At 69.8% G+C, this 14,188-nt stretch carries 15 protein-coding genes and 1 riboswitch; of the genes, 6 read left to right on the top strand and 9 right to left on the bottom strand.

Annotation, left to right across the window (positions count from 1 at the left end):
• Nucleotides 1-113: 113 nt before the first annotated feature.
• The 3 genes from IEY87_RS40375 (at nt 114) to IEY87_RS40365 (ending at nt 3,244) form a co-directional block, all read left to right on the top strand.
• Nucleotides 114-2,099, top strand: a complete 1,986-nt coding sequence (locus IEY87_RS40375) for a HelD family protein (RefSeq protein ID WP_189144160.1) — start codon at nt 114-116, stop codon at nt 2,097-2,099.
• Nucleotides 2,100-2,177: 78 nt separating this feature from the next.
• Nucleotides 2,178-2,708 (top strand): YbhB/YbcL family Raf kinase inhibitor-like protein, encoded by a 531-nt coding sequence (locus tag IEY87_RS40370; RefSeq protein ID WP_225278143.1) that lies wholly within the window; start codon nt 2,178-2,180, stop codon nt 2,706-2,708.
• A gap of 38 nt (nt 2,709-2,746) precedes the next feature.
• Nucleotides 2,747-3,244 (top strand): GNAT family N-acetyltransferase, encoded by a 498-nt coding sequence (locus IEY87_RS40365; protein WP_189144158.1) that lies wholly within the window; start codon nt 2,747-2,749, stop codon nt 3,242-3,244.
• A gap of 21 nt (nt 3,245-3,265) precedes the next feature.
• Here IEY87_RS40365 and IEY87_RS40360 read toward each other — a convergent pair whose 3' ends face one another.
• Nucleotides 3,266-4,252 carry an AraC family transcriptional regulator gene (locus IEY87_RS40360; protein WP_189144157.1) on the bottom strand — a complete coding sequence of 329 codons (987 nt, stop codon included), beginning with the start codon at nt 4,250-4,252 and terminating at the stop codon, nt 3,266-3,268.
• Between the two features lie 82 nt (nt 4,253-4,334).
• On the opposite strand from IEY87_RS40360, the gene IEY87_RS40355 reads away from it, so the two are divergent.
• Nucleotides 4,335-5,165, top strand: a complete 831-nt coding sequence (locus IEY87_RS40355; RefSeq protein ID WP_189144156.1) for an NAD(P)H-binding protein — start codon at nt 4,335-4,337, stop codon at nt 5,163-5,165.
• 157 nt (nt 5,166-5,322) lie between these two features.
• On the opposite strand, the gene groL is transcribed toward IEY87_RS40355, so the two are convergent.
• The 5 genes from groL to IEY87_RS40330 form a co-directional block, all read right to left on the bottom strand.
• Nucleotides 5,323-6,951, bottom strand: coding sequence for a chaperonin GroEL (gene groL / locus IEY87_RS40350; protein ID WP_189144155.1), 1,629 nt, complete (start codon nt 6,949-6,951; stop codon nt 5,323-5,325).
• Between the two features lie 298 nt (nt 6,952-7,249).
• Nucleotides 7,250-7,453, bottom strand: coding sequence for a cold-shock protein (locus IEY87_RS40345; RefSeq protein WP_148035128.1), 204 nt, complete (start codon nt 7,451-7,453; stop codon nt 7,250-7,252).
• 235 nt (nt 7,454-7,688) lie between these two features.
• Complete coding sequence (locus IEY87_RS40340) at nt 7,689-7,964, bottom strand: MoaD/ThiS family protein (protein ID WP_189144154.1); 276 nt, start codon at nt 7,962-7,964, stop codon at nt 7,689-7,691.
• A gap of 23 nt (nt 7,965-7,987) precedes the next feature.
• Complete coding sequence (thrC, locus tag IEY87_RS40335) at nt 7,988-9,220, bottom strand: threonine synthase (RefSeq protein WP_189144153.1); 1,233 nt, start codon at nt 9,218-9,220, stop codon at nt 7,988-7,990.
• Nucleotides 9,221-9,233: 13 nt separating this feature from the next.
• A riboswitch (SAM riboswitch) is annotated at nt 9,234-9,375 on the bottom strand.
• 84 nt (nt 9,376-9,459) lie between these two features.
• Nucleotides 9,460-10,014, bottom strand: coding sequence for an RNA polymerase sigma factor (locus tag IEY87_RS40330; protein ID WP_189144152.1), 555 nt, complete (start codon nt 10,012-10,014; stop codon nt 9,460-9,462).
• 31 nt (nt 10,015-10,045) lie between these two features.
• On the opposite strand from IEY87_RS40330, the gene IEY87_RS40325 reads away from it, so the two are divergent.
• The gene (locus IEY87_RS40325) at nt 10,046-11,470 is read left to right on the top strand and encodes an alpha,alpha-trehalose-phosphate synthase (UDP-forming) (RefSeq protein ID WP_189144151.1); all 1,425 of its coding nucleotides are present in this window, start codon (nt 10,046-10,048) and stop codon (nt 11,468-11,470) included.
• A gap of 6 nt (nt 11,471-11,476) precedes the next feature.
• On the opposite strand, the gene IEY87_RS40320 is transcribed toward IEY87_RS40325, so the two are convergent.
• From IEY87_RS40320 to IEY87_RS40310, 3 genes are read right to left on the bottom strand one after another with little or no spacing between them, the layout of a single operon-like run.
• Complete coding sequence (locus IEY87_RS40320) at nt 11,477-12,064, bottom strand: hypothetical protein (protein WP_189144150.1); 588 nt, start codon at nt 12,062-12,064, stop codon at nt 11,477-11,479.
• A 34-nt stretch (nt 12,065-12,098) separates the two neighbouring features.
• A complete protein-coding gene (gene otsB, locus IEY87_RS40315) occupies nt 12,099-12,869 on the bottom strand; it encodes a trehalose-phosphatase (RefSeq protein ID WP_225278144.1) in 771 nt (256 codons plus the stop codon).
• A 39-nt stretch (nt 12,870-12,908) separates the two neighbouring features.
• Complete coding sequence (locus IEY87_RS40310) at nt 12,909-13,211, bottom strand: DUF3263 domain-containing protein (RefSeq protein ID WP_189144148.1); 303 nt, start codon at nt 13,209-13,211, stop codon at nt 12,909-12,911.
• A 115-nt stretch (nt 13,212-13,326) separates the two neighbouring features.
• On the opposite strand from IEY87_RS40310, the gene IEY87_RS40305 reads away from it, so the two are divergent.
• On the top strand, nt 13,327-14,133 hold the full coding sequence (locus IEY87_RS40305) for an SAM hydrolase/SAM-dependent halogenase family protein (RefSeq protein ID WP_189144147.1): 807 nt from the start codon (nt 13,327-13,329) through the stop codon (nt 14,131-14,133).
• Nucleotides 14,134-14,188 lie beyond the last annotated feature (55 nt).

The following is a 14,188-nucleotide window of genomic DNA, read 5'->3' as shown; positions in this document are numbered from 1 at the left end:
GCCCATTTCCTACCCTTCTGTGCGCCCGGTTAAATGCTTTGGAAGGCCGTCGGCAAGCCCACTAAGCTGGTTGATTCGCTACCTTGACCACCACCTCCGGGAGGCACTTTCGCATGCCCGCACACCAACTGGCCCCCGACGTGCTGGCCGCCGAACAGACCCATCTCGCCGAGTCCCGGGCCGCGCTGCAGGCCATGCGCGCGCACGCGCAGTCGCTGTCGTCGGACGCGGCCGGCGACTGGGTCTCGCAGCAGATCCTGCAGTCGCTGCTCGACCAGCGGGTGGCCGCGCTGGCCGACCACCCGGACACGCCGCTGTTCTTCGGCCGGCTCGACCGCTCGATGGACGACGACCTGCCGTCCGTCATCTACGTCGGCCGCCGCCACGTGCACGACGGCAACAGCCGTCCACTGGTGATCGACTGGCGTGCCCCGGTCTCGCGCCCCTTCTACCAGGCCAGCCCCGCCGACCCGATGGGCGTGGCGCTGCGCCGGCGCTTCGGCTACCACGGCGGCGCGCTGACCGCGTTCGAGGACGAGCCGCTGAACCAGGGGGCCGAGCTCGGCCCGTCCCGCATCCTCACCGACGAGATCGAACGCCCGCGCACCGGCCCGATGCGCGACATCGTCGCCACCATCCAGCCCGACCAGGACGAGATCGTCCGCGCCGCCCTGGCCCAGACGGTGTGCGTCCAGGGCGCCCCCGGCACCGGCAAGACCGCGGTCGGCCTGCACCGGGCCGCCTACCTCCTCTTCACCCACCGCGAACGGCTGGCCCGGTCAGGCGTGATGATCGTCGGACCGAACCGCGCGTTCCTGTCCTACATCTCCTCGGTGCTCCCCGCGCTGGGCGAGGTCAAGGTCGACCAGACGACCGTGGCCGGCCTGCTCGGCGAGCACGCGACGCCGGAGGACCCGATGGTCTCGGCCGTCAAGGGCGACGCCCGGATGGCGGAGGTGCTGCGCCGCGCCCTCTGGCTGCACATCGTGAAGCCGGAGGAAGGGCTGGTCTTCAGCAAGGGCGCCTACCGGCACCGGGTGGCCGACTACGAGGTGCGCGAGATCGTCGCCTCCCTGCGCGGCACCACCCGCTACGGTCCCGGCCGTGCGGCCCTGACCCAGCGCCTCGCGCACCTGGTCCTGGTACGGATGGAGCAGCGCGGGGAGTCGCCCGACGACCGGGTGCAGGACGCGGTGGCCCGCTCCAAGCCGGTCAGGCAGCTGGTGGACGCCATCTGGCCGAAGCTCACGCCCGAGCAGGTCCTCTACCGCCTCCTGGCGGACCCGGAGTTCCTCGCCCGGGCCGCCAAGTCCGATTTCTCGCCCGAGGAGCAGGACACGCTGCTCTGGCGGAAGCCGTACCGGAGTTGGAAGTCCGCGAAATGGTCGGCCGCCGACGCCGCGCTCCTGGACGAGCTCGGCGACCTCATCGAACGCACCCCCTCGATCGGCCACCTCGTCGTCGACGAGGCGCAGGACCTGTCGGAGATGCAGTTGCGCGCCCTCGGCCGCCGCTGCCGCAACGGCTCGGCCACCGTGCTCGGCGACCTCGCCCAGGGCACCACCGCCTGGTCGACCAGCTCATGGCAGGCGGTGCTCAAGCACCTCGGCCAGGACGGCGAGGTCACCGAGCTGACGCTCGGCTTCCGCGTGCCGCGCGAGGTGCTCGACTACGCCGCCCGCCTGCTGCCCTCGATCGCCCCCGACCTCGCCGCCCCCCGCTCGCTGCGCCCCGGCGCGGGCTCCCTGTCCGTACGGCCGGACGGCGAGCTCGGCCGAGCCGTCACCGAAGCGCTGACCAGGGAGGGCTCGATCGGCGTCATCGTGCCGGACGCCCTGGCCGCCGAAGTCTCCGCCTCGCTGGCCGACGTCCCGCACGCCGTGCTCGGCCCCGACTCGACCGACGAGCACCGGCTGCTGATCGTCCCCGCGACGCTGGCCAAAGGTCTGGAGTACGACCACGTGATCGTGGTGGAGCCGGCCGACATCGTCGCTGCCGAGCCCCGCGGCCTGGCCCGCCTGTACGTGGTGCTCACCCGAGCCGTCACCTCCCTCACGGTCCTGCACCGCAAGCCGCTGCCCGCCCAGCTGACCGCCTGACGACGCCCGCCCGGGTGGTGAGCGGGCCGGCCCCCGGCTCCTAGGATGACGACAGGACGATCTACCGAGGAGGATGCCGTGCCGGCACCGCTGCCACACGAATACCTGCCGCCAGTCCCCGCGCTCACGGTCGAGAGCGACGACCTGACGGACGGAGCGAGGCTGAACGACCGCCACGTCTTCAACGACTGGGGCATGCGGGGCCAGAACCTGTCCCCGCACCTGCGCTGGTCCGGCGCCCCCGCCGGAACCCGCGGCTACGCCGTGACCTGCTTCGACCCCGACGCCCCGACCGGCAGCGGATTCTGGCACTGGGTGCTCTTCGACATCCCCGCCACGGTCACCGAGCTGCCCACCGGAGCGGGCACGGCCCCCGACTTCAAGGGCCTGCCCCCGGGCGCCACCCACGCCCGCACCGACTACGGCACCAGGGCCTACGGCGGCGCCGCACCCCCGCCCGGAGACCCGCACCGCTACGTCTACACGGTGCACGCCCTGTCGGTGGACTCCCTGGGCGTGGACAGCGACACCAGCCCAGCGGTGGTCGGCTTCAACATCACCGCCAACACCCTGGCCCGAGGCCACATCGTCGCCCTCTACAGCACCTGAGCCGGGCCGATTCCGGGGGCCTGCTAGGTTGAGCGGCCATGAAAGCTCCGGGAATCAGCATCCGTGCCGGCGGCCTGGACGACGTGGCGCACGTCCTGGACTTCTGGCTCCAGGCCGCCGAGGGGACCGACCGACGCGACTCGCCCGCCAAGGTGACCGCGCTGCTCCACCACGACCCCGGCGCTCTGCTGCTCGCCGAGCTCCCCAGCCGGCTCGGCGAGCCGACCACCACCCAGCTCGGTGAGCGGGTCACCGCTCAACCGGGCACGCCTGGAGGCGAGCTGGTGGGGACTCTCATCGCCGGCTGGGACGGCTGGCGTGCCCACCTCTACCGCCTCGCCGTCCACCCGGCCCACCGCCGCCAGGGCATCGCCACCGCGCTGCTGGCGGCGGCCGAGGACCGCTTCAGCCGGTTCGGCGCCTTCCGCGCGGACGCCATGATCCTCCAAGGCAACACCCTCGCCCACCCGGCCTGGTCCGCCGCCGGCTACGCCCCCCAACCCGAATGGTCCCGCTGGGTGAAGCCGCTCGCCTGACGACGCGGACGTTCGTTCTCCTTACGACCGCGTCAGATCACGCCGGTCACGCGTGGAGAGGGCCGAGCGTGTGGACGCCACCGGTCGCGCCTGCTGGGCTCGGTGCTTGCTGGGGCTCATGCCTTTGACTCGCTTGAACGCCGCGCTGAAACTGAACGCGTCCGCGAAGCCCACGCGCTTGGCGACGTCGGCGATGGTCGTGTCCGGTTCGGTGAGCAGATCCGAGGCGATGGTCATGCGCCACTGGGTGAGGTAGGCCAGCGGGGGCTCACCTACCAGCGTGGTGAACCGGCGCGCGAAGGCGGAGCGCGAGACGCCGCCCCGGGCGGCCAGCTGCGCGACCGTCCACGGGCGCGCCGGGTCGTCGTGCATGAGGCGCAGCGCCTCGCCCACGATCGGGTCGCTCAGCGCGGTGTACCACGCCGGCGCGCTGCTCTCCGGCCGGTCGAACCACGCGCGCAGCGTGCAGACGAGCATCCAGTCCAGGAGGCGGTCGAGCACTACCTGCTGTCCCGGCCGGTCGGCCGCGACCTCCGCCGCGATGTACTCGCTCACCGCGGCGGTGTCGCCGTCCTCGGACACGGTCAGCACCGGTGGCAGCGCCTTGAGCAGCCGCCGGCCGACGTCGCCGCGCACCGGATAGGCGCCCACGATCAGCGTCGTGGACCCGCCGGGATCGCCGCACGTCCAGCCGAGATGGTGGACTGTGCCGCCGTTCGCCGGGATCGCGCAGTGCTCGCCGCAGTCGACGGCCGCCGACGCGTCCGTGGCCGGCTCGTCCATGAACGAGAACGGTCGTGGCCCGCGTACGACCACCACCTCACCGGCCGTGATGCGCTGAGGCTCCTGCGCCTCAGCCATGATCCACCCCTCGCCGCGCAGCAGGGAGCACAGTGTCAGCGGCGCGCCGTCGACGAACCGTAACGACCACGGCGGCGACAGGATCGTGTGCCCGAAGACAGAGCCGTCGGCGCGTACCCCGCGCAGGAGATCGGCGAAGGCGTCCATGACCGCAGCGTAGACGAATGGACATGCGTACGCGGTTCTGACCCATGGCAAGTCCACCTCCGCCCACGGTTTCATGAGATCCATGAGCGAACATCTATTTCTTGTCCTGGGCGCCACGGGAAAGACCGGCCGACGGGTGACCGCCAGGCTGCGGGCCGCAGGCAGGACCGTACGGGCCGCCTCCCGATCGAGCGAGGCCCGCTTCGACTGGACTGATCCGGCCACCTGGGACGCCGTGCTCGACGGTGTCTCAACGGCCTACGTCATCGCGCCCGAGGTGCCCGGCCCCGCGCACGACTTCGTCCCCAGGGCGGTGGCCGCCGGCGTGCGCCGGTTCGTGCTGCTGTCCGCCCGAGGGGCCGACACCTGGGGCGACTCCCCTTTCGGCCTGGACATGCGCGCGGCGGAGGAGGCCGTGCGCGCGTCCGGCGTCGAGTGGACGATCCTGCGCCCGCCGAACTTCAGCCAGAACTTCGACGAGGACGTCTTCCACGCCCCGCTCATGGCGGGCGAGCTGGCACTGCCCGCCCATGACATCGTGGAGCCCTTCATCGACGCGGACGATGTCGCCGACGTCGCGGTGGCCGCGCTCACCGAGCCTGGACACGCCGGCCATACCTACGAGCTGTCCGGCCCACGGGGGCTCACCTTCCGGGAGGCCGTCGAGGAGATCGCGCGGGTGTCGGGACGGCCGGTTCGCTACGTCGATGTCTCTCCCGAGGAGTACGTCGCCGCCTCCGTCGCGCAGGGGATCTCGCCCGAGGTGGCAAGCTACCTCAACGAGATGTTCGACCTGATGCGCCGTGGCAGGTTCGCCGAGACCACCGACGACGTGCACCGCGTTCTGGGCCGCCCACCCCGCGATTTCGAGACCTATGTCGCGCGCGCGGCGGCCGCGGGGGCGTGGCGTTGATCCCGACTCTGATGCCTGCCGGCCGTAAATAGAGCTGTAAGGCGCGCCATTGAACAGGGAGAGAACATCAGAGCGGCCCGAGACCGGAAATCCGGCTCGGGCCGCTCTGATGTGGTGCTGACGCGCCGGAAAAAGCCCGGCGCGCGGTATTACAGGACTAGAAGTCCATGTCGCCGCCACCGGGCATGCCGGCAGGGGCCGCAGGGGACTTCTCGGGCTTCTCGGCGATGACGGCCTCGGTGGTGAGGAAGAGCGCCGCGATGGAAGCGGCGTTCTGCAGCGCGGAGCGCGTCACCTTGGCCGGGTCGATGATGCCCGCCTTGAACATGTTGACGTACTCGCCGGAGGCCGCGTTGAGGCCCTCACCCGGGGTGAGGTTGCGCACCTTCTCGACCACGACGCCGCCTTCGAGGCCGGCGTTGACCGCGATCTGCTTGAGCGGCTCCTCAAGAGCCTTGCGCACGATCGCGGCACCGGTGGCCTCGTCGCCCAGGAGCTCGAGCTTGTCGAACGCCTTGGCGCCGGCCTGCAGCAGCGCGACGCCACCGCCGGGCACGATGCCCTCCTCGACGGCCGCCTTGGCGTTACGCACGGCGTCCTCGATGCGGTGCTTGCGCTCCTTGAGCTCCACCTCGGTCGCCGCGCCGGCCTTGATGACGGCGACGCCGCCGGCCAGCTTGGCGAGACGCTCCTGGAGCTTCTCGCGGTCGTAGTCGGAGTCGGTGCGGTCGATCTCGGCACGGATCTCGTTGACCCGGCCCGCGATCTGGTCGGCGTCACCGGCGCCGTCGACGATCGTCGTCTCGTCCTTGGTCACCACGACCTTACGGGCGCGGCCCAGCAGGTCGAGGGTGGCGTTCTCCAGCTTGAGACCGACCTCCTCGGCGATGACCTGACCACCGGTGAGGGTGGCGATGTCGCCGAGCATGGCCTTGCGGCGGTCACCGAAGCCGGGGGCCTTGACGGCCACCGAGCGGAACAGGCCGCGGATCTTGTTGACGACCAGGGTCGCCAGCGCCTCGCCCTCGACGTCCTCGGCGATGATCAGGAGCGGCTTGCCGGACTGCACGACCTTGTCGAGCAGCGGCAGCAGGTCCTTGTTCGCCGAGACCTTCGAGTTGACGATCAGAATGTACGGGTCCTCGAGCACGGCCTCCATACGGTCGGAGTCCGTGACGAAGTACATCGACGTCATGCCCTTGTCGAAGCGCATGCCCTCGGTGAGCTCAAGCTCCAGGCCGAAGGTGTTGCTCTCCTCGACGGTGATGACGCCTTCCTTGCCGACCTTGTCCATCGCCTCGGCGATGAGCGCCCCGATCTCGGGGTCGGCGGCGGAGATGGAGGCCGTCGAAGCGATCTGCTCCTTGGTCTCCACGTCCTTGGCGAGCTTGGAGAGCTCCTCGCTCACCCGCTCGACGGCGGCCTCGATGCCCTTCTTCAGGGCCATCGGGTTGGCGCCGGCGGCGACGTTGCGCAGGCCCTCGCGCACCAGCGCCTGAGCGAGCACGGTGGCGGTCGTGGTGCCGTCGCCCGCGACGTCATCCGTCTTCTTGGCGACTTCCTTGACCAGCTCGGCGCCGATCTTCTCCCACGGGTCCTCGAGCTCGATCTCCTTGGCGATCGACACACCGTCGTTGGTGATCGTGGGGGCGCCCCACTTCTTCTCCAGCACGACGTTGCGGCCCTTGGGCCCCAGGGTCACCTTGACGGCGTCGGCGAGCTGGTTCATACCACGCTCGAGACCGCGCCGGGCTTCCTCGTCAAACGCGATCATCTTGGCTGCCATAAGGCTGGACCTCCCAGTTGCAGGGTGGCTGGCTGTGGATCGAGCCGAAGCCCGCGACGGCATGTGGGTCCGCAACTCCTTCGGCAGACCCCATCGTCTCGATCCCAGGTTGGCACTCTGCAACAGAGAGTGCCAACGAATTGTTTAGCACTCTACCCCGTCGAGTGCAAGCTGACGCCACCCACGCCCAGGTCAAGTCCGTACAGCGCGAACGGCGGGCCAGGGCGGCCCGCCGTACACCGAGGGGGCGGCAGGCCGCACGCACTGCGCTGACGTGCGGGCTGCCGGGGCTTACCAGCTACGCGACCGCACGGACGGACTCCGCCTGCGGCCCCTTCTGGCCCTGCGTGATCTCGAACTCGACCCGTTGCCCCTGTTCGAGAGATCGATAGCCATCCATCATGATTGCCGAGTAATGGACGAATACATCCTTACCACCGTCTACCGCGATGAACCCATAACCCTTGTCCGCGTTGAACCATTTGACGGTGCCCTGCGCCACTTCCGACTCCTCTTACTGGGCTCATAGGTCCCACCCATTCCTCCGCAGGACCCACAATCGTCATGACGAATGGGGAATCAGTCAGACGACCGCACTCGACCATACCTGCGACATGACGGTGTACACCAGAGTCAAACGACAAATCGGAAATTTCACCAAAGTAGTTCAATCTTGAATTTGATAGCGAAAAAAAGAGAAGGCGCCCGCATGCGGGCGCCTTCTCCAGGGGGTACGGTCAGCCGCCGGCCACCGCCGGGATGATGGAGATCTGAGTGCCTTCAGGGGCAGGCGTGTCAAGCCCCTGAGCGAATCGGACATCCTCTTCGCCAACATAAACGTTGACAAAACGCCGAATCTTGCCCGATTCATCGAGAATGCGGGCGCCGATTCCCGGATAGTCGGAGTCGAGCTTGCCGAGCACGTCACGCAGGGTCGCGCCCTCTCCACTCACCTCCGCGTTACCGCCGGTGTAGGTGCGAAGGATGGTAGGAATCCGCACAGAAACGCTCATGATGAACTCGCCTTTCCTGATTTTCAGACAGTCGCGCGGAACGCGTCGAGAGAAGGCCGGATCACGGCCGTGGGCTGGGCGTCGTCGACGATGGCGTCGAGCGTCTTGAGCCCGTCGCCGGTGTTGAGCACCACGGTCTCCAGCTCCGGGTCGAGCTGACCGGTCTCGACGAGCTTCTTCAGCACGCCCACCGTGACACCGCCCGCCGTCTCGGCGAAGATGCCCTCGGTCGAGGCCAGCAGCTTGATCGCCGCGACGATCTCGGGGTCCGTCACGTCCTCCACCGAGCCGCCGGTACGGCGGGCGATGTCGAGCACGTAAGGGCCGTCGGCGGGGTTGCCGATGGCCAGCGACTTGGCGATGGTATCCGGCTTGACCGGCTGGACCACGTCGTGGCCCGCCTTGTAGGCCGTGGACACCGGCGAGCAGCCGAGCGCCTGCGCGCCGTAGATCTTGTAGGGGCCGTCCTCGACGAGCCCGAGCTCGATCAGCTCCTTGAAGCCCTTGTCGATCTTCGTGAGCTGGGAGCCCGAGGCCACCGGGATGATGATCTGCTCGGGCAGCTTCCAGCCGAGCTGCTCGGCGATCTCGTACGCGAGCGTCTTGGAGCCCTCGGCGTAGTAGGGCCTGAGGTTGACGTTGACGAAGCCCCACTTGTCGCCCATCGGGTCCCCGATCAGCTCGGAGCAGAACCGGTTGACCTCGTCGTAGGTGCCCTCGATGCCGACGAGCCTGCCGCCGAACACCCGGGCCATGGCGATCTTGGCCTGCTCCAGCCCCGCGGGGATGAACACGCAGGCGTCCAGCCCGGCCCGCGCGGCGGCGGCCGTCACGGCGCCGGCCAGGTTGCCGGTGGAGGAGCAGGACAGGGTGTGGAAGCCGAAGTTGCGCGCCGCCTCGACGGCGATGGCGACCACCCGGTCCTTGAAGGAGTGGGTGGGGTTGCCGGAGTCGTCCTTCACGTGGAGGGACCTGATGCCCAGCGCCTTACCGAGGTTGCCCGCCTTGACGAGCTTGGTCCAGCCGGGGTTCATGTTGGGCTTGGTGGCGACGTCCACGGGCACCGGCAGGAGCGAGCGGTAGCGCCAGATGTTGGCCGGTCCGGCCTCGATGGAGGCCCGGGTGACGGTGCCGAATTCGTAGGCCGCCTCAAGCGGCCCGAAACACTCCGAACAGGCGAAACTGGGGCCGAGGGGGTAGCGCGTGCCGCACTCGCGGCAGGAGAGAGCGACAGCGGGACCAAAGTCGAGCGACATGAAGCGAGGCCTTCCCTCATCTTCGCCCGTGGCCGCCTTGACCACGGACCGGAATTGGCACCTAGTCCCGGTCGGCCTCGCCAGGTCGCGAGTCACAAGCCGGGAGGGTTGCCGGGGCTTCGCAGGGCCGGTCCCTCCACCCCTCTGGATGAGCAATATTCAGTTGTTGCTGCTGACCGGACTCTACCTAATCAACGGCGTGACCTGCCCAGTCATCTCATCATGCGAGATTTGAGGTCTCATCGGTAGTCCTCGCCCAGTGCCGCCTGGACATATTTCCGTGCCTGGTGGATACGTGACTTGGCGGTGCCGAGCGGAATCTTGAGCTGCTCGGCCACCTCGCTGTAGTCGAGCTGGACGATGTCGCGCAGCACCAGCGCCTGGGCCAGATCCGGCTTGTCGGCCTCCAGCGCCTCCATGGCGTCGAGCAGGTCGAGCCGCGATCCGGCGATCACGCTGACCCGGCGGACGTCGGGCTTCTGCATGGGCAGCTCGTCGGAGGTCTGCTCGGCCGCCCTGCGCTTCAGCGACCGGTAGGTGGTGCGCGCGCAGTTGGCGGTCACGATGTGCAGCCAGGTGCTGAACCTGGCCCGCCCCTCGAACCGCCCGATGTTGCGCGCGACGGCCAGCAACGTGTCCTGCGCCGCCTCCTCCGCGTCCTGGTGGTAGGGCAGGATGCGGGCACAGTGCCGCAGCACGTCCGGTTCGATCCTGCGCAGGAGCTCGCCAAGTGCGCGATGATCGCCGACTGCGGCGGAGCGGGCCAGTTCCTCGGTTAGCTCATCAAGCGCCATAGCTGGGATCCTAAGGTCGGAGGGAGCCTCAATGAACAGCATCCTGCTCGCCTCGAACAGAGGCCCGGTCTCGTTCACCGTATCGGAAGACGGTGTGCTGACCATGAAACGCGGTGGTGGCGGGCTCGTGTCGGGCCTGTCCGGCGTGGCCAAGGACCAAGGCGTGCTGTGGGTGTGCGCCGCTCTGTCCGACGGCGACCACAGCGCCGTCCGGCAGGCCCCCGGCGGCCGGCTCGACCACGCCGGCTACAAGACCGGGGCGCTGCGGATGCTCGACATCGCGCCGGCCGTCTTCCACCGCGCCTACAACTCCGTGGCCAACTCCACCCTGTGGTTCGTCAACCACCTGCTCTACGACACCCCGAACGCGCCGCACTTCGGCACCAGGTTCCAGCGCGACTGGGAGTCCTACCGCGACTACAACGGGGCGTTCGCCCTGGCGCTGGCCGAGGAGGCCGGGCACGGCGCGCGGGTGATGGTGCAGGACTATCACCTGACGCTGACCCCGGCGATGCTCCGGGCCGAGCGGCCGGACCTGCGCATCGCGCACTTCAGCCACACGCCGTGGGCGCCGCCCGAATACTTCTCGCTGCTGCCCGACGACGTCGCGGGCGAGGTGCTGGAGGGCATCCTGGGCGCCGACCACGCGGGCTTCCTCACCCACCGGTGGGCGGGGGCGTTCATGGACTGCTGCGAGACGGTGCTGGGCGCGCGGGTGAACCGCGCGGACCGTACGATCACGCACGAGGGCAGGGTCACCCGCGTCGGCGTGCACGCGCTGGGCGTCGACGGCAAGGCGCTGTGGGCGCGGGCGGCCGAGCCCGACGTCGAGTCGCACATGGCGGCGCTGCGCGAGCAGGTGGGCGAGCGCAGGCTCATCGTGCGCATCGACCGCACCGAGCTGTCGAAGAACATCGTGCGCGGCCTGCTCGCCTACCGCGAGTTCCTGGCCGCCCATCCCGAGTGGCACGGTCGCGTGGTGCACCTGGCGTTCGCCTATCCCAGCCGGCATGACCTGCCCGAATACCGCGAGTACACCGCGTCGGTGCAGCGCTGCGCGCAGGAGATCGAGGACGAGTACGCCACGGAGGACTGGGTTCCGCTGATCCTCAACGTCGAGGACGACTATCCCCGCTCCCTGGCCGCCTACCGGATGGCGGACGTGCTGCTGGTCAACCCGATCCGCGACGGCATGAACCTGGTCGCCAAGGAGGGCCCGGTCCTGTCCCCCCGCTGCGCGCTGGTGCTGTCCCGCGAGGCGGGCGCGGCGGCCGAGCTCGGCCCGCACGCGCTCATGGTGAATCCCTACGATGTCAGCGGCACGGCCGGCGCGCTGCACCGCGCGCTGGTCATGCCGGAGGAGGAGCGGGCCCGCCGCCGTGAGGGGCTGGAGTCGGCCGCCACCGCGCTGCCCCCGCAGAAGTGGCTGGCCGCCCAGCTCGACGCGCTGGCCTGAGGCCGGTCAGTTCCAGTCGGCGTTCCGCAGCGCGGTGGGCAGCCCCTTGGTCTTCCAGTTGTCGACGACCAGGACCTTGGTCTGCGGCAGATACCACTCGCGCGTGGTGAAGCGCACGTTGGTGGCCTTGCCCGAGTGGGTCCGGCAGCGGGTCTGGAACTCGTGGTAGGCCGCCTTGTGACCGGGCCCGACCTGACGCAGCCCCTTCGTGTGCCGGCCGACCCTCTCCACCCGGGCGAGCTTGCCGTTGACCGGGCACAGCTGCACGTCGGAGGCCGGGTAGTAGCCGCCCCTGCGCACGTCGTACGGGCCGAACCCCTCGGCCCCCAGCTTGATCGCCTTAGGCCCGAGGATCCAGAACCCCTTGCAGTCCGGGGTGAAGAAGCCGCCCTTGGGGTCGGCGCACTTGCCGGTGACGACGTGGATCCAGTCGGTGCCGCCGCCGTAGATCCGCCACTTGAACGGCAGGTAGAGGGTCAGGCCGCCGCGCAGTTTCAGCTGGTGGGCGGGGGCGGTGGCGGCCGTGGCGGTGACGGGCGCCAGGAGGACGGCGGCCGCGGCGGCCGCCACGACGGCAAGGTATCGCTTCTTCATGGGGCGACCATAAGAGGGGCGACTTGCAAACCACTCAAGAGCGGCTGAAAGCGGACGTAAGCTCCCTCAGCAGCGCCACCACGCCGTCAGGCCCGTCCACCACGATGTCCGCCCGATCGGCCAGCGCGGTCACCTCGGCCGAGCCGCTGCAGACCGTCACGCCGGGCAGCTCGGACGCCCTGACCGCGTCGAAGGCGGCCAGGTCGCCCAGGTCGTCGCCGGCGAACAGCACGGACCTGGCGTCCCGTTCGGCCAGGAACAGGCTGAGCGCGTGCCCCTTGTCCATGCCGGGCGGCCTGAGCTCCAGCACCAGCCGGCCCGGCTCGACGACCAGGCCGTGCTTGGCGGCCAGCTCGGCCATCGGCTCGCGCAGCTTGGCCAGCGCGCCCTCGGGGTCGGCGCTGCGCCTGGTGTGCACGGCCACCGCCCGGCCCTTGTCCTCGATGGTCACCCCGAGCAGGCCGAGGGAATCGAGCAGGAGCGGCAGTTCGGCCTCGACCCTCGGCACGCCGGCGGGGGGCGGTGGGCCGGAGATCCGGCCGTTCTCCCACCGCTCGAACCCGTAGTGGCCGAGCACCACCAGGCCTGGCACGCGCTCCAGCCCGGGGCCGAGCTCGAGCGCGGTGGCCACCGGCCTGCCGGTCACGATGGCCACCGCGTTGACGTACGCGCCGAGCTCGGCGAGGACGGCAGGCGCGTCGGGATGGACGCGGGCCGCCGCGGGATCGGCGACGATCGGGGACAGGGTCCCGTCGAAGTCGAGCCCGATCACGGCGCCCGACGGATCTTTCAGGATCGCTTCCATACCAGGGATGTTCATCACGCGGCTGCCCTACCCAGCGGGTCAGGGACGCATGCCGAAGCGCCTGGCCGCACGCTCGCGCTGGCGGCCGGCGCGGAGCCTGCGCAGGCGCTTGACCAGCATCGGGTCCTGCTCCAGCGCCTCCGGCCTGTCGATCAATTCGCCGAGCAACTGGTAGTAGCGGGTGGTGGAGAAGCCGAAGGTCTCCTTGATGGCCTGCTCCTTGGCGCCCGCGTAGCGCCACCAGTGGCGTTCGAAGGCGAGGAGTTCGAGCTCGCGGTCCGTGAGGGGCTGACGATCGGGTCCCGGGGCAGCACTGTCACCGCCGGCCGGCGCAGTGTCCATAATCTCCTCCTCAGGGAAGGGGCACGCGAGCTTGGCGGCGCACGTGGCCCGTCGCCATCGTAATGTGCGTGGTGCGGCTGTTCTCGGCGTATCGGGAGACGTACAGTCACCAGGTGTGACCTCTGTCATCACGCTTCTCACCGATTACGGGCTCGAGGACGGCTACGTCGCCGCCTGCCACGGGGTGATCGCCACGATCGCGCCGTCGGCCCGGGTGATCGACGTGTGCCACCTCGTTCCTTCCGGCGATGTACGGCGCGGCGCGGCGATTCTCGCGCAGACGATCCCCTACCTACCCAGCGGTGTGCACATCGGCGCGGTCGATCCCGGCGCGGGCGGGGTGCGGCGCGCGGTGGCCGTGGCGGTGGCCGATCGGGTGTTCGTCGGCCCGGACAACGGGCTGCTGTCGTGGGCGATCCACGCCGCAGGCGGCGCGCGGGCGGCGTACGAAATCAGCGACGAGCGGCACTTCCTGCGGCCGGTCTCGCCCACCTTCCACGGCCGGGACGTGTACGCCCCGGTCGCGGGGCGGCTGTGCGGCGGCCTCGACCCGGCCGACCTGGGCCCGGCGGTGCCGCTGGAGCGGCTGGTGTCGTTGCCGGAGCCGACCTCGGTGCTGCGCGAGGGCGCGGTGGAGGGCGAGGTCGTCTCGGTCGATCGTTACGGCAACACCCAGTTGTCGATCTCGGCGGGCGACCTGGAGGCGCTGGGCCTGCGGGTGGGCGACACGCTCGGGGTGATGCTGGGCAGGCGGCGCCTGTCGATGCCCTACCGCGAGTCCTACACCGCGGTGCCGCCGGGTGACCTGGTGGCGTTCGCCGACTCGGCGGGGCTGATCGCCTTCGCCGTGAACAGCGGTGACGCGGCTCAGCGGCTGGGCCTCCCCCCGGGTGCACATGTCCGGCTTTCCCCCTCTGGTTGATACGAAAGCCACAGAACGGTAATTACACGGCGTATCGGACTGTTTACCGAACCGT

This window comes from Nonomuraea glycinis, assembly GCF_014646515.1.
In the GTDB taxonomy this organism is placed as follows: domain Bacteria; phylum Actinomycetota; class Actinomycetes; order Streptosporangiales; family Streptosporangiaceae; genus Nonomuraea; species Nonomuraea glycinis.
This window is presented reverse-complemented; position numbering and strand designations above follow the sequence as displayed.

Excerpts from the sequence above, each read along its gene's own strand:
- IEY87_RS40325 (WP_189144151.1), top strand. The coding sequence starts at position 10,046 with ATGAACAGCATCCTGCTCGCCTCGAACAGAGGCCCGGTCTCGTTCACC.
- IEY87_RS40355 (WP_189144156.1), top strand. The coding sequence starts at position 4,335 with ATGAGCGAACATCTATTTCTTGTCCTGGGCGCCACGGGAAAGACCGGC.
- IEY87_RS40320 (WP_189144150.1), bottom strand. The coding sequence starts at position 12,064 with ATGAAGAAGCGATACCTTGCCGTCGTGGCGGCCGCCGCGGCCGCCGTC.
- IEY87_RS40365 (WP_189144158.1), top strand. The coding sequence starts at position 2,747 with ATGAAAGCTCCGGGAATCAGCATCCGTGCCGGCGGCCTGGACGACGTG.
- otsB (WP_225278144.1), bottom strand. The coding sequence starts at position 12,869 with ATGGAAGCGATCCTGAAAGATCCGTCGGGCGCCGTGATCGGGCTCGAC.
- IEY87_RS40375 (WP_189144160.1), top strand. The coding sequence starts at position 114 with ATGCCCGCACACCAACTGGCCCCCGACGTGCTGGCCGCCGAACAGACC.
- IEY87_RS40360 (WP_189144157.1), bottom strand. The coding sequence starts at position 4,252 with ATGGACGCCTTCGCCGATCTCCTGCGCGGGGTACGCGCCGACGGCTCT.
- IEY87_RS40340 (WP_189144154.1), bottom strand. The coding sequence starts at position 7,964 with ATGAGCGTTTCTGTGCGGATTCCTACCATCCTTCGCACCTACACCGGC.
- IEY87_RS40310 (WP_189144148.1), bottom strand. The coding sequence starts at position 13,211 with ATGGACACTGCGCCGGCCGGCGGTGACAGTGCTGCCCCGGGACCCGAT.
- IEY87_RS40330 (WP_189144152.1), bottom strand. The coding sequence starts at position 10,014 with ATGGCGCTTGATGAGCTAACCGAGGAACTGGCCCGCTCCGCCGCAGTC.
- thrC (WP_189144153.1), bottom strand. The coding sequence starts at position 9,220 with ATGTCGCTCGACTTTGGTCCCGCTGTCGCTCTCTCCTGCCGCGAGTGC.
- groL (WP_189144155.1), bottom strand. The coding sequence starts at position 6,951 with ATGGCAGCCAAGATGATCGCGTTTGACGAGGAAGCCCGGCGCGGTCTC.